The organism is Saccharospirillaceae bacterium, from assembly GCA_022448365.1.
GTDB lineage: Bacteria > Pseudomonadota > Gammaproteobacteria > Pseudomonadales > Oceanobacteraceae > Bacterioplanoides.
The window spans coordinates 137,011-151,618 of the sequence record JAKVCS010000005.1 but is presented as its reverse complement, the minus strand read 5'-3'; the positions used below and the strand labels follow the sequence as shown (position 1 = coordinate 151,618).

Below are 14,608 nucleotides of genomic sequence, written 5' to 3'. Positions count from 1 at the left end.
CGCATAATGCAGGCTTTTTATGCTGTTGCAGATCGTGGATCAGGCGGTCGTTTCAGCGCCATTGATGTCGGTTGTGGTTGTATCGACTGCTGCTGCATCGCGACGTGGAAGCAGTGTGTTGAGAATGATGGCACTCAAACCACTCACCGTTACGGCAGAGCCAAACAGGTTCTGAACCAGCTTTGGCATTTCCTGCAGTAGGTTCGGAACCATAGCAACCCCAAGGCCAAGACCAAACGACACTGCCATGATTAACATGGTGCGGCGATCCAGTTCCAAGGTTGCCAGAATGCGGATGCCCGCAGCAGCGATGGTGCCAAACATCACCAGTGTTGCGCCACCTAATACGGGTTTAGGCAATTGCTGGAAGACTCCACCAATCATCGGGCATAAACCCAGCACAATCAGGATTCCGGCAACCCAGAATGCCACATAACGACTGGCGATTCCGGTCAGTTGAATCACACCGTTGTTCTGACTGAAGGTAGTGTTCGGGAAGGTATTAAATACCGCGGCAATCATCGAGTTAAATCCATCGGCCAAAACCCCACCACGAATTCGCTGACGGTACGCGTCGTCATTTATCGATTGACGCGAAATCATCGAGGTTGCGGTCAGATCGCCTGATGATTCGATCGCAGTGATCAGGTAAATCAGAGCAACCGGAATAAAGGCCTCAATATCGAATGAGAAGCCATATTTAAACGGCAGTGGCAGTGCAAACCAATCCATATCTGCCAGTTTGCTAAAATCGACCTTACCCATAAAAAAGGCCGCAATAAAACCAGCCACCAGACCAAAGAAGATCGCACCTGAGCGCAGAATCGGGTTATTGCTCTGGTTCATGATGATAATCAGCAGTAATACCGAACCACCCAATGTCAGATTTTCCGGGCTGCCAAAGTCTGGTGCTTTAAAACCACCGGCGAGATCTGTCATCCCAACTTTGATCAGATAGAAACCGATGGTGGTGATCACAATGCCAGTGACCAGCGGATTAATGATGGTTTTCAGCTTGTGAAGGAACTGGCTGAGGAATATTTCGATGAACGCACCCAAAAAACACACTCCGAAAATCAGCGACAGTATTTCTTCCGGGCCACCCCCTTTGCTCTTGGCAATAAAACCGGCAGCCAGGATTGCGCCAAGAAACGCGAAGCTGGTGCCTTGAATTGCGACCAACCCAGAGCCCACCGGGCCAAAGCGGCGTGCCTGAATAAAGGTACCAACACCGGATACTATCAGCGCCATGCTGATCAGGTATGGGATTTCTGCCCCTAATCCCAGCACTCCACCGATGATCAGAGTCGGGGTAATAATGCCAACAAAGCTGGCAAGCATATGCTGCAGGGCTGCCAGAAAAGCAGCCGGGGCAGGCGGTTTATCGTTTAAGCCGTATAGCAGTTCGGAAGGCGCAGAATCCGACATGAGTATTCTCCACAGGGTTTGGGTTTGTTATCTGCGCTACTGTTAGCAATAAGCTGACCAACCGGTTATAAAAAATTAGAGAACAAGCTAAGTTGTTGAAAATTAGCGGTAAAAAATACGAACACAGACGCATGGACCGGTATGTTCTGCTGTGTTGGCTTATAGCATCCACCCCGAATCGGGGCAGATGCTGACCAAATGGTTATTGTTGGTGCAAAAAAGCCGCAGCGGATATGCCGCAGCGGCTTCGGTCAGTGGTGAAACTTTGATTAACTGACTGGGTAGTCGAGGATTAACGGATTTCGTAAACTGAAGTCGTGCCGCTGACCTCATTACCAACAACCAGCAATGGTTTGCCACTTGGACTATCACTCGCAGAGATAAACAACATCCCCTCTGGTGCAAGATCACCTGCAGCTGCAGCGTTGTTTTCATCCGCCTCTACAGCGAAGTTACGGTCACTGAAGTACTGAACAAATTCAGGCATTGCCGGATCGGTGATGTTGTACACCATAATGCCACCCTGACGTTCCAGACCGATGTATGCAAACGTCTCATCTCCCAGAGTTGCCAGCGCCAGGCCTTCCGGCTCCGGACCTTTGTTGTCACTGCGGTTGTCGATTTTATTTTTATCGTTACTGGCGTTGAAGTTGTCTGGGGCGACTTCTTTTACTTTTTGTTCGAACTGGTCGCCGGAGTCGAATACCTGTTGGATACTGCTGTTCCAGATGGAGAAAGAACGAGCGCCGTAGGCATAAACTTTATCGAAGTCGCCATCGTTGTCGCTGTCGCCGATGTTATTGGCAACGGTCAGGTCACCAAGGCCGTCTTTGTCACCCAGCCGGGTGCGCATGGCTGAACTGAAGGCCGCTGCGTCCAGGTTCAGGTCCTGCAGGTCCGCTTCGTCTTTAAAACCATCGTAGTCGCGGCCATCCCCTTCGTTAGCGGTGACGATGTAGGTTTTGCCGTCGTTTGCCATAAAGCTGGCGATTGAATCTGGCTGATACATGCCCAGTATCGGCAATAGTTCGATGTTGGCCGCTTCATCGTTTTTATTGGCATCGAGGCCGTTACCGGCCTGGCTGTGATCTTTATAGCCCAGTGGCAAAACCGACGTTACCTCTGCATCTGCGATGTTAACCACGGCAATCGCATTGTTTTCCTGCAAAGCAACGTAAGCGGTTTGATTGTCGCGATCAACGGTGATGTATTCTGGCTCCAGATCCTGAGCAACGGTAGTACCCGCAGGACCGCCGATACGAACACCCTTTTCAATCAGGCTTTGTTTATCCTGGTTAAAGTCAGAAAAATCAGCGGTTCGAACCGTCAGGTCAGAGACTTTGATGATGGAAACAGAACCTTCCGGATCGTTGTCGTAGGCATCGTTTGGCTCGCCTTCGTTGGCACTTAATACATAGTCGCCGTTGGGTGTGAAAGTGACCATATCCGGCAGCGCACCGGTAGCTGCAGCACCAATAAATGACAGGCTATCGCTGTTGTAAAAGTAAACCTGGCCGTTGCCCTGCTTGTTGTCGTTTTCGACCGCCACTGCCAGCTTGCCATTTTTTACCGCGACGCTGTTAGCTCCGCCTGCGGTAAAGCCGTTTACGCTGGCTGCTTTAACATCGATGGTGGTCAGTTTTTGGGGGTTAGCCGGATCTTTCAGATCAAGAACGTCGATGGTGGCATCACCGGAGTTCACTACAAACAACTTATCTGTGCTGGCGTCAAAGGAGACAATCTCAGCACCGCCATCGTCGTAAATCCCCGACTGATACTGACCAATCTTGGTAATCGCGCCGGTCGCTTTTGACGTTACCGGTGCTGCCGGGGCGCCCTGAGCGCCATCGTTATTGGCGTTTTTGTTGTTATCATCGCTGCCACAAGCACTTAACAAAGCGCCGCTGATGGCCATAGCCAGTAGTTTTTTTCCCATGTCGATATTCCGCTGAGCCGATTGCTTAAAATTGGTTGCAGAGGTTGGCAGCGGAAAATGACAAAAAAATTACTGTTATATTGCGCTATGTAACAATTCGGTGGATTGGCGAAATTGCACCAGCTGGTGGCAGGTGTCGCCCTTCCCTGGCGGTTAAATGCCGAACGAAAAAAGCCGTCAGCACAAGGTGCTGACGGCTTTTATAAACTGGCGCGTGCGAATCAGTGCTTAGCTGGCGTAACTACCGTTGTGGTAGATTTCCTGCACATCTTCCAGTTCGTTCATCAGATTGATGAAACGCTCGAAGGCTTCAACGTTATCGGCAGCGATTTCGTGCTCAGCGTGTGGCAGGTAAGTGATTTCCTGCATTTCGAAATCGATGTTTTCATCCATTTCGGTCAGTGCGGTTTTGGTTTTGAAGAACTCCGTTGGCGGAACCTGAACGGAAATCATACCGTCTTCACATTCGATTTCGCCCACATCCACGTCGGCCATCATCAGCGCTTCCAGTGCCGCTTCTTCGTCTTCACCCGGGAATACAAACATCGCACAGTGTTCAAAGCTGTGGCTCACTGAGCCCTGGGTACCCAGCTTGGCTTTACACTTGGAGAAAACACCCCGGATTTCACCAAAGGTACGGTTCGGGTTATCGGTTAATGCGCTGATCAGCACCATCGCGCCGCCCGGAGCCAGACCTTCATACAGCGCTGGCTGGAAATCTTCACCCGCGCCACCTTCTGCTTTGGCGATGGCTTTATCGATAACGTGAGACGGAACCTGGTCTTTTTTAGCACGGTCGATCAGGGAGCGCAGTGACAGGTTGCCAGATGGGTCAGAACCACCGGCCTTGGCTGTCATGTAAATTTCACGGCCATATTTGGAATAGACCTTGGTTTTTGCTGCGGCCGTTTTAGCCATCGACTCTTTACGGTTTTGATACGCTCTGCCCATGGGAAATCGTCTGTCCGTTTTGTTCTTTAGAGATAGGGTTTAAAAATCAGCGCTGATTGTAGCGCGAGTCTGTGTTGGGAGCGAGCGTCGTACTGTTGATATGGCACCGGTTTTATTGAGGGGGCTATCACAAAAAAGTAGCAACAACCTTTCTCCCGGTGATGAATGCTATAAAATAATCTAATTATCAATAAAAAAGGAATACGATGTGCGTCTTGTCTCTGTTTTACCTCTGACCCTTATACTGGCGGCATGCGGTGGCGGTTCCAGCTCGGATGGCTCAACCCCCGGCAATGCCGACCCGCTCAGTGGTGGTGCTAATCCGGGTGGTGGCAGTAGTCTCGGTGATGTGGCTAAACGCGATTGCAGCGCAGGTCAGTGGCGGGGCTACTCCTTTCCGATGCCGGAATACCCTGGTTATTCACTGCAAGTCCCTGTGATTACCGCTCCCGACCCAGAATTCCGTTTTCAGGATGTAAGGCGAGCACTGATTGAAGTCGTTGATGCCAAGGATGATGGCCGGGAAAACCAGGGGCCAAGCTGGAGTGCAACCAGTAACGGACTCACCAGCACCATTAACTACACCAATAGCAATGGCATCGAAATCTGGACACTGACACTGGATGGCGGCCCCGGTTACGACTACGGCAACCGCCGCAATTATACCGTCCGACAGCTGTCCGATTGCACGCTTGAGTTTGAAGGGAGTGATCCAGTCAGTGCTGAGCTGGAGGTGGATTATTCTGCAGGCCGCGAGGAATCGGTGGGCACTCAGTATTCTCAGGGGCAGCCCTCAAAGAAATATAAAACCCTGATCCGCAGCGACTTGAGTGGTAAAGCCGTCACTGCCCGCATTAACACGGGCGAAGCCCATCCGGTGAGTATCAGTACCTGGAACAGTCTGGGCGAACGCACCTTGCTGGAAACCTGTGAAGACCATGCCGGTTATGCTTGTGTCGGGCCTGCCACTGCGATTGCTGGCAATTAAATGCGCTGATGCCAGAAACAAGGCCGCACGCCTGCAACACGCCGGGGTGCGGCTTTTTTGTTCTGCTAGTTATCAAACCCTTCATCCAGATGTTTATCTTTCAGACGCACATAGTTGCCAGCGCTGTAAGTGAAGAACTTGCGTTCTTTCTCTGAAATCGGGCGGGCTTGTTTTGCCGGGTTACCTTTGTAGACATACCCGCTCTCCAGCACCTTTCCGGGTGTGACGACGGCCCCGGCGGCAATGATGACTTCATCTTCCACCACGGCGCCATCCATAATCATCGACTTCATACCAACCAGAACACGGTCACCAATGGTGCAGCCATGCAACATTGCCTGGTGGCCAATGGTGACGTCTTCACCAATGATCAGTGGATAACCACCGGGGTTAAAGTCGCTGGCGTGGGTGATATGGAGTACCGAGCCATCCTGAACACTGGTGCGGGCACCAATGCGTATGTGGTGCATATCGCCACGAATCACTGTTAATGGCCAAACTGAGACGTCGTCGCCCATTTCAACATCCCCAATGACCACGGCACTGCGGTCAACGAAGACCCGCTCGCCCAGTTTCGGTTCAGTGCCCTGATATTTCCGGACGACTTTGCTGCTAATCTCAGCCATACGCTCTCTCATCTGTTGTTCTGCGCTTGAATTACCCGCTATTTGACCCAATCTGATTAACAAATGCTATTCACCTTTTTATTTCGTATTCACAGATTTAAGCACCCGGATACCTTTTGATATGAGCAACCCGCTGTTAGAAGAACACCTGCTGCCGCCATTTTCGTCCATCCAAGCCGACCAGGTGGTTCCGGCAATGGAGCAGCGGCTGAACCAGAACCGCGAGCGAATTAACCAGTTACTGACTGAGCTGAAAGGCACAACACCAAGCTGGAATTCGCTGGTGGCACCGATTGAGCAATGGGACGATGAGTTATCCAAAGCCTGGTCGCCAGTGGGTCATTTAAACGGAGTGCTGAATACCGACGAACTGCGTGATGCTTACAACGCATGCTTACCTTTACTGAGCCAATACAGCACGGAAATGGGTCAGAATCGCGATCTATTCGATGCCTATCAGGCGCTGCGTAACAGCGACGAGTTCGCTACCTTATCCACAGCGCAACAAACCACCATTGAGCACGCATTGCGCGACTTCCGGTTAAGTGGGGTGGATCTGGAAGGCGATAAAAAGGCCCGTTATGGCGAAATTAAGCAGCGCTTATCGGAGCTAACCAGCAAGTTTGGTGAAAACGTACTGGATGCCACTCAGGCCTGGAGTAAAGAAATTGATGACCCGGCACTGCTGGCGGGTTTACCGGAAAGTGCGGTTGGCTTGTTGGCACAGCTGGCCGGTGAAGAGGGTAAATACAAGGTCACGCTGGATTTTCCGTCTTATCTGCCCATCATGACGTACGCTGACCGCCGTGAGTTACGTCAGGAAGTATACACCGCGTTTGTGACGCGTGCTTCGGAGCAGGGTCCGAATGCCGGTGAGTTTGATAACAGCACCAATATGGAAGAGATTCTGGCACTGCGTTACGAGCTGGCGCGTTTGCTGGGCTTTGATAACTATGCCGAATATTCAGTAGCCACTAAAATGGCGGGTAATGCTCAGGAAGTGATCGATTTCCTGAACGATCTGGCCGCTAAAGCGCGCCCGCAGGCACAGCGTGAGTTTGAAGAACTGGAACAGTTTGCCCGTGACGAACATCAGGTGATCAAACTTGAGCCATGGGATATCACTTACTATGCCGAGAAATTACGTCAGAGTCGTTACGCCATTTCGCAGGAAGATATCCGCCCTTACCTGCCGATTGATACCGTGGTTAAAGGGATGTTTGAGACGGTTGCCCGTTTGTATGGCATCGAGTTTGAAGAACAAGCCAGCTTCGATACTTACCACCCGGATGTACGCTTCTTCCATGTATTAAAAGACGGCCAACAAATCGCAGCCTTCTATCTCGACTTGTATGCCCGTGAGAAAAAACGCGGTGGTGCCTGGATGGATGACTGTCGCATCCGTCGTCAGACCGTTGATGGCCTGCAGCTGCCGGTGGCTTATTTGGTTTGCAACTTCAGCCCGGCGGTAGGTGACACGCCAGCATTGCTGACTCACGATGAGCTGACCACCTTGTTCCACGAGTTTGGACATGGCTTACACCACATGCTGACACAGATTGATGTGGGCGCCGTCAGTGGTATTAACGGTGTGGCCTGGGATGCCGTCGAGCTGCCAAGTCAGTTCCTGGAAAACTGGTGTTACGAGCCGGAAGCACTGGCCTTTATTTCTGGTCGTTTTGAAGCGGATGACAATCACCAACAAGGCGAGCCCTTACCGCAGGAATTGCTGGATAAACTGCTGGCGGCGAAGAACTTCCAGAGTGCCATGATGATGATGCGCCAGCTGGAATTTGCTTTGTTCGATTTCCGCTTGCACCGTGAATACAGCCGCGAAAATCCAATCACACCGGATCAGATTCTTTCTCAGGTACGGGATCAGGTCACCGTGGTGCCGGTGGTTGAATTTAATCGTTTCCAGCACAGCTTCAGCCATATTTTTGCCGGTGGTTACGCCGCAGGTTACTACTCGTACAAGTGGGCTGAAGTGCTCAGTGCGGATGCGTTCTCGAAATTTGAAGAAGACGGCATCTTTAACCGAGATACCGGAATGCACTTCTTAAATGAAATTCTGAGTCAGGGTGGCAGTCGCGAAGCCTCTGAGTTGTTTGCAAACTTCCGTGGCCGTCAGCCATCGGTAGAACCCCTGTTACGTCACTCAGGTATTGAGTTGGAGGAAATCGCCTGATGGAATACCAACAAACGAAAAAGCCAAGACGTTTTGTCGCTGGTGTCGTCTGTCCTAAGTGCTCTGAAATGGATCGCACAGTGATCTATCGCAACGATGACGATGAGGAGGTGCGTGAATGCATCAGTTGTGGCTTTATTCAGACTTCCACTGAGCAGGCCGCAGAAGATCAGGCTCGCCGGGAACAGGCTGAGGGCCTTGCAACACGAGTTACTCCAGTTGGAAAGGCCGTCTTGGATGACGACGAAAAACCATTGAAGATCATTGGTTTAGATAATTCTAATGAGTAATCATTAGACTTTTCGGAGTGTTGCTCATTACATAATTAAACTTGTGTTCAAGCGAATACCCCAGTAATCTGCTCGACAATGCTACGGTACTGTTGTGCCAGTCTTGCGACTCTGTAGAGCGACTGATCAGCAAAGCCGATCCAGCACCCTGATATGACCGGATTTATCCGGTTCTTAAAGAACCCCGCTAACCAGGATGGCTAGTGGGGTTTTTTTATGGTCTTTATACGGCCAGTTCTCGCATTGTGACTTGCTGCATTTTTTACAGATTTCATGCGTTGTATCCACTAAGCTTAAAGAATGGCAATTGAGGGTGATATGTATGCTGTTAAGTCGAGTGCTCGGGCTGTGCATTTTGCTGACAGGGACGCTCGCAGTGCAGGCACAACAAACCATTACCATGGGAGCGGGCATTTCGATGCCTCCCTATGTTATCGCTGCTACCGATCGCGGGATTGCGGTTGACTTGTTTCGTGCCGCGATGGATCAGGTCGGGATCAGTGTGAACATTGAATACGACAACAACGAAAACATCGTCAGCGCATTTAATGAGCAGGCACTGGATGCAATTTTTGTTGCCAACCAAGATCTTGCCCCCAACGCCTATATCTCTGATTTGCCATTGGTGGTATTGCACAATCAGGCCGTTGCGTTGAAAGCCAGCGATGTGCAGCTGGAGACGATTCGCGATTTGCGCTATTACCGTTTGGGCGCTTACCGATTGGCGACTAAGTTGCTGCCACCACCTTTTGCTGCGACCAGCAAGCGAGCCGTTGGCTATCGTGAATACGTGCAACAAATCGAACAGGTGGAGGACCTGTTTCGTCAGGACCAACAAGTGCTGGTCATTGATTCAACGATTTTTCGCTATTACCTGAGCCAGTTACGCCGTCAGAGTCCATCGAGTCAGGTGTATCGCCAACAATACGAGTATTTCGATCTGTTTCCGAAGTCGCGCCATTTTGCGTTATTCCATAATCCTGACATGAAAAATGCGTTTGATGAGGGGTTTGCCAAAATCCGTGAGAACGGTCGGTATGAACGGATATTGCGTACCTACCAGGCATTACTGTCCGATTATCTGTTCCGTTAGCGGTTATCTTACGGCCATAAAAAAACCGCGAACTCATTAACGGAGTCGCGGTTTTTTCAAGCTTACCTTGTTGCTACCAATGATGGATGCTGCAAGGTCGAATCATCTGTCTCAGATGTCTTCGATAGACTTCAGTGGGTAGTTTGCAGGCAGAGGGCCAGCCGCCACACCAGTATCGATCGCAGCTTGCGCAACGGCAGTCGATACGATACCCAGCAAGCGAGAATCGGTCGCTTTCGGGATGATGTAGTCTTTACCGAATGCCAGAGCATCCAGTTTGTATGCATCCAGAACTTCCTGAGTTACTGGCTCTTTAGCCAATGCAGCCAGTGCTTTGGCAGCAGCCAGCTTCATTTCTTCGTTGATGCGCTTAGCACGTACGTCAAGAGCACCACGGAAGATGAATGGGAAGCCTAATACGTTGTTCACCTGGTTAGGGAAGTCAGAACGACCTGTTGCCATGATGGCGTCCGGACGAACTTCGTTAACAATCTCAGGCATGATCTCTGGAACAGGGTTGGCACAAGCAAATACGATGGCGTTATCAGCCATAGTTTTGATTTGTTCGCCGCTAACCATGTTCGGACCAGAAAGACCCAGGAAGATGTCAGCACCTGAGATAGCGTCATCAACGGTACGCTTGTCGGTATCAACTGCGAATGCTTGCTTGTACTGGTTCAGATCGTCACGGCCAGAGTGGATAACACCTTTACGGTCACACATGAAGATGTTTTGTGGCTTCATGCCCGCCAGGATCAATAGCTTGGCACAAGAGATAGCAGCAGCACCGGCACCCAAAACAGCCATAGTAGCGTCTTCGATGTTTTTGCCCTGAATTTCCAGTGCGTTCAGAACACCGGCAACCGTTACGATTGCTGTACCGTGTTGATCATCGTGGAATACAGGAATGTCACATTGCTCGATCAGAGTGCGTTCGATTTCGAAACACTCAGGCGCTTTGATGTCTTCCAGGTTAATACCGCCGAAAGTGTTAGCAATACGACGAACCGTGTCGATGAAAGCTTGTGGGCTTTCAGATTCAACTTCGATGTCGAACGAATCTACGCCAGCAAAACGTTTGAACAGCAGAGACTTACCTTCCATCACTGGCTTGGATGCCAGAGGACCCAGGTCACCCAGACCCAGAATCGCAGTACCGTCTGTGATAACAGCAACCATGTTGCCTTTAGAGGTGTACTTGTAGGCGTTCTCAGGATCTTCTGCGATGGCTTTTACCGGCTCAGCAACACCTGGGCTGTAAGCCAGAGACAGGTCGCGGGCGGAATTAGCAGGGGTAGTCAGCTGAACGCTGATTTTACCTGGCTTAGGATTCGCGTGGTAATCGAGAGCAGCTTGTTTCAAATCTTCTGACATAGTACTCGTCCAGTCTTGTCGCATTGTAAAAAACCCCCAGGTGCACTTCAGTCCAATAGACACCCAGGTTAAGGGGGCGTATTTAATACCAAAAACTCCCCCTTGTTACCAGAAAAAAACAGGATTTTTACCCAGATTTGTCAGAGATAATCAGTCATTCCTCTTACGAGGTAAACGCATTGTGATGCGCAGGCCGGGTGATTGATTGGAAGCCTCAATGATTCCGTCGTGTAATTCAATAATCCGGTAAACCAAAGCCAGGCCAATGCCATAACCGCCGGAAGCATGATCGCGAGCGGAGTCCACCTGGGTGAACGGATCAAAAATTCGTTTCAGGTCTTCTTCCGGAACGCCGGGCCCCTGATCCTGAATGGCAATTTCAATACTGCCATCGTTGGTCAAATGGCTACTGACATCCAGCTTGCCGCCGTGTGGCGAAAAACGAATGGCGTTACGCAGAATGTTATCGACGGCACGCTCGACCAGAACCCAGTCCCAGTTGCAGTCGATGTCTTCCGCCGGTAACCGGCTTTGAAGCTGAATCTGTTTTTCGTCCATCTCGATTTCAGCATCTTTGATCCAGTTGTCGAGCTGACTGGCAACGGAACGACCGTCCAGTTGCAGCTGGTTACTGTCTTGTTGCTGTAAACGAGCGAGATCGAGAATTTGTCCGACTAAGCCATCGACCTGACCAACAGCACGCTCAATCCGATCGTGTTCGGTTTGCAGTGAACCTTCGGGGTCTTTTTTACGAGCAATCCCCAGCGCGATTTGCAGTCGCGTCAGCGGTGAGCGCAGCTCATGAGAAACATCGCGCAACAATTGTTGGTGGCTCTGTAATAGTCGATTTAAGGCTTCTGCCATATCGATGACGTCGCCGGACAACTCACCAATTTCATCGTAGCGGCTGGCATCGGATTTAATTTCAGAGACGTCGAAGTCCCCTTTACCCAGTTTTCGCACGGTACGTTGCAGACGGCGAATGGGCCGGGTCAGGCTCCAGACCAGAGCAATACACAACAGGGTAACGACCACCAGAAATACGATTGGCACCATCCAGCGCTGCTCGTCATCCCAGATGCTGCTCCAATGTTGGCGGCGGATGCCAATGTATAAATAGTCTCCGCGCTGGATCGGACCAACCATCAGAAAATCGTCTTCCTGGCCCCACAGAATTTTGCGCATGTCGGCGGCGGTATCGACGAACTCTTCAACGTCGTGTGGCAGCTGGCTGACCATATCCACAGGAACCGCGACCAGATTCCAGTCCGGGCGCAGTTTGCGCCACAGTTTGCGACCTTCCGCCATAATCGGACGCTTGAGTTCCATCAGTCGTAACAGATGAACCCGCTCTCGCTGACTGGCTTCACGAACGTAATCGTTAGCAATCCAGTGGCTGGTAGAAACAGCAGCAAAAATGGCGAGAAAGATCACCGCCCAGAACCAGAAGAAAATTTTAAAGAAAAGAGTGCGGTGCCAGCTCATAACAAGGAGTACTCAGTGGTTCAGCCGTTAACCAGCTGGTAACCACGACCGCGCACGGTTTTGATCCAGTCAGAGTCGTCATCACGCTTGCCCAGCTTTTTGCGCAGGTTACTGACGTGCATATCAATCGAGCGATCATACGCCATCAGTGGTCGCCCTAATGCGGCAATTGACAAACTGTCTTTATCAACCAGCTCGCCAACGTGGTCCATCAGGCACTGCAGAACACCAAATTCAGCACCGGTGAGTGCCAGTTCGACGCCATCGCAGGTGGCCACACGCGTTGACGGGTCCAGCTTCAGGACACCGACTTGGTATTTATTGTCTGACTTTTCCGGAGATTCGCTACTGATTTCGATTCGGCGGAACAACGCACGGATTCGGGCAACCAGTTCATGATGGTGGTAAGGCTTGGGAATGTAATCGTCGGCGCCGTGCTCAAGACCGAGAACCCGATCGACGCTCTCGCCGCGTGCGGTGAGCATGATGACGGGAAGTGATGACTTTTCACGCAGCGCTTTTAACACCTCGAAGCCGTTCATCTTTGGCAACATAACATCGAGGAGGACCAGATCGTAATCACCGGACATCGCCGCTTCCAGACCGGATTCACCATCCTGGCGTGTGGTTAGCTCAAAGCCCTCCATGCCGAGGTATTCCTGCAGCAATTCGCCAAGTTCAAAGTCGTCATCAATTAAAAGAATCTGGTACATAACATCTCCCGGGTATCTGCACGGAGAGTAGCGCCAGAACCTGCGCCAGAACAGCGGTTTTGACCCTTCCTTACGAAGGTTGAAATAAATACGAAAAGCCAGCCGCACAGGGCGGCTGGAGTCGCTGATTATTTTTTCAATTCACCATTAACTGTGGTGTAGTCGACACCTAATAAACGGCTTAAAACACCAATCAGGGAGTCCGTATCGTTTGGTGTAGAGATCAGTGTGGTGACGGTTGCGCCTGGAGGAACCAGTGCCATGGCACGTTCTTGGGTGTCACCACCGGGGAATTGCATAAACAGTAAATTAAAGTTCTCGGCGTGTGAGGAGAAGGTTTCGTCGGTGGTACGCAGACCTGAACAGCCAGATAACAGCGCAATTGTCAGGGCGGAGAAAATCAGCTTTTTCATGGAGATTCCTTGTTATTGTATTGATGGCTGCCAAGCAGCCATCGTCAATCTAGAAGGACCCTCAAGGGTGGTCAATGTCCGATTCAGTCATGATCCAGTAGGGTGGCAATCCAGCGCGACTGGGGACGATTTTCCAGTGCGATTTTCATCACCATGGTCAAAGGTATCGATAGTAGCATGCCAACCGGGCCCAGTACCCAACCCCAGAAAACCAATGACAGGAATACCACCAGTGTTGATAACCCCAGTGAACGGCCCATCAGGCGGGGTTCCACCACATTACCAAACACCGTGTTTACAACCACATAAGAGACACCGACCAGAACCGCTTCACCAACACCCAGCTGGATCAGAGCAATCAGCACGGCCGGGATGGCAGCAATAATAGAACCAATGTTAGGAATGTAATTCAGCAGAAAAGCAACCAGTGCCCACAGGGCAAAGTAATCGACACCGATAATCCACAGGATAAAACCGATCGTAGCACCGGTGCCGAGGCTGACCAGAGACTTGATAGCGAGGTACTGCTGTACTGAGTTGCTGAAGCGCTCGAACTGCACAAACGCGGTCGTCTGTTCACCAAAGGCACGTTTCAATTTGGCCGGGAAGCTGCTGGCCTCCAACAGAATAAATACCACGGTAAACAGAATCAGGAAGGTATTAGTTAAAACACCACCCAGGCCATTGAAGACAGTACCTACCATCTTCATGACTGCGCCTGGATTTACGTATTCAGCCACAATGTTATCGGCCACCTGAACCCCCATATCACGCAGCCAGGTGACGGCCTGCTGTACCAGTCCACTCAGTTTGGCTTCATAAGTGGGAACATCCTGATAAAAGGAATTCAGAGTACTACCGATAAACGTCGCCAGCATCGTACCCACCAGAATAAAGCCGCACAGCAGGATCAGCAGGGCAACCACCTCCGGTACTCGATAGGAAGTTAACCAGCGCATCATCGGTGCACTGAGTACGGCGATAAATATCGCCAGTAAAAAAGGAACCAGTACGGCGGCTGCGCTTTTAACGCCGGCAATGACAATCACTGCCGCGGCGGCAGTGAGAATGATATTGCTGGCGAGGCGGGTACGCTCCTGCGTCATAATCGGGTCATCCAAAA

At 50.9% G+C, this 14,608-nt stretch carries 13 protein-coding genes; 4 read left to right on the top strand and 9 right to left on the bottom strand.

The annotated features are described in order from the left end of the window. Positions 1-39: 39 nt before the first annotated feature. From MK185_14635 to MK185_14625, 3 genes are all read right to left on the bottom strand, one after another. Complete coding sequence (locus MK185_14635; GenBank protein MCH2041862.1) at positions 40-1,428, bottom strand: purine permease; 1,389 nt, start codon at positions 1,426-1,428, stop codon at positions 40-42. A 292-nt stretch (positions 1,429-1,720) separates the two neighbouring features. Continuing rightward, complete coding sequence (locus MK185_14630; protein MCH2041861.1) at positions 1,721-3,364, bottom strand: choice-of-anchor I family protein; 1,644 nt, start codon at positions 3,362-3,364, stop codon at positions 1,721-1,723. Positions 3,365-3,592: 228 nt separating this feature from the next. Then, complete coding sequence (locus tag MK185_14625) at positions 3,593-4,315, bottom strand: YebC/PmpR family DNA-binding transcriptional regulator (protein ID MCH2041860.1); 723 nt, start codon at positions 4,313-4,315, stop codon at positions 3,593-3,595. A gap of 208 nt (positions 4,316-4,523) precedes the next feature. Between MK185_14625 and MK185_14620 the strand changes: the two genes are divergently transcribed. Beyond that, on the top strand, positions 4,524-5,303 hold the full coding sequence (locus MK185_14620) for a hypothetical protein (GenBank protein MCH2041859.1): 780 nt from the start codon (positions 4,524-4,526) through the stop codon (positions 5,301-5,303). 65 nt (positions 5,304-5,368) lie between these two features. Here the strand turns inward: MK185_14620 and MK185_14615 are convergent, their stop codons facing one another. Further along, a complete protein-coding gene (locus tag MK185_14615) occupies positions 5,369-5,929 on the bottom strand; it encodes a gamma carbonic anhydrase family protein (GenBank protein ID MCH2041858.1) in 561 nt (186 codons plus the stop codon). Between the two features lie 121 nt (positions 5,930-6,050). On the opposite strand from MK185_14615, the gene prlC reads away from it, so the two are divergent. From prlC to MK185_14600, 3 genes are all read left to right on the top strand, one after another. Beyond that, positions 6,051-8,117: an oligopeptidase A gene (prlC, locus tag MK185_14610; protein ID MCH2041857.1), complete on the top strand. Its 2,067-nt coding sequence runs from the start codon at positions 6,051-6,053 to the stop codon at positions 8,115-8,117. Beyond that, positions 8,117-8,407, top strand: a complete 291-nt coding sequence (locus MK185_14605; GenBank protein MCH2041856.1) for a YheV family putative metal-binding protein — start codon at positions 8,117-8,119, stop codon at positions 8,405-8,407. Before prlC ends, MK185_14605 begins: the two co-directional genes overlap by 1 nt. A gap of 322 nt (positions 8,408-8,729) precedes the next feature. Beyond that, positions 8,730-9,500: a transporter substrate-binding domain-containing protein gene (locus MK185_14600; protein ID MCH2041855.1), complete on the top strand. Its 771-nt coding sequence runs from the start codon at positions 8,730-8,732 to the stop codon at positions 9,498-9,500. A gap of 111 nt (positions 9,501-9,611) precedes the next feature. Here the strand turns inward: MK185_14600 and MK185_14595 are convergent, their stop codons facing one another. The 5 genes from MK185_14595 to MK185_14575 form a co-directional block, all read right to left on the bottom strand. Beyond that, entirely contained in the window at positions 9,612-10,874 is a 1,263-nt protein-coding gene (locus MK185_14595; protein MCH2041854.1) for a malate dehydrogenase, read from the bottom strand. A 150-nt stretch (positions 10,875-11,024) separates the two neighbouring features. Beyond that, positions 11,025-12,359, bottom strand: a complete 1,335-nt coding sequence (locus tag MK185_14590; GenBank protein ID MCH2041853.1) for an ATP-binding protein — start codon at positions 12,357-12,359, stop codon at positions 11,025-11,027. Positions 12,360-12,379: 20 nt separating this feature from the next. Beyond that, the gene (locus MK185_14585; protein ID MCH2041852.1) at positions 12,380-13,072 is read right to left on the bottom strand and encodes a response regulator; all 693 of its coding nucleotides are present in this window, start codon (positions 13,070-13,072) and stop codon (positions 12,380-12,382) included. 128 nt (positions 13,073-13,200) lie between these two features. Further along, positions 13,201-13,485 (bottom strand): lipoprotein, encoded by a 285-nt coding sequence (locus MK185_14580; protein ID MCH2041851.1) that lies wholly within the window; start codon positions 13,483-13,485, stop codon positions 13,201-13,203. Between the two features lie 83 nt (positions 13,486-13,568). Next, positions 13,569-14,591 (bottom strand): AI-2E family transporter, encoded by a 1,023-nt coding sequence (locus MK185_14575; protein MCH2041850.1) that lies wholly within the window; start codon positions 14,589-14,591, stop codon positions 13,569-13,571. Between the last annotated feature and the right edge of the window lie 17 nt (positions 14,592-14,608).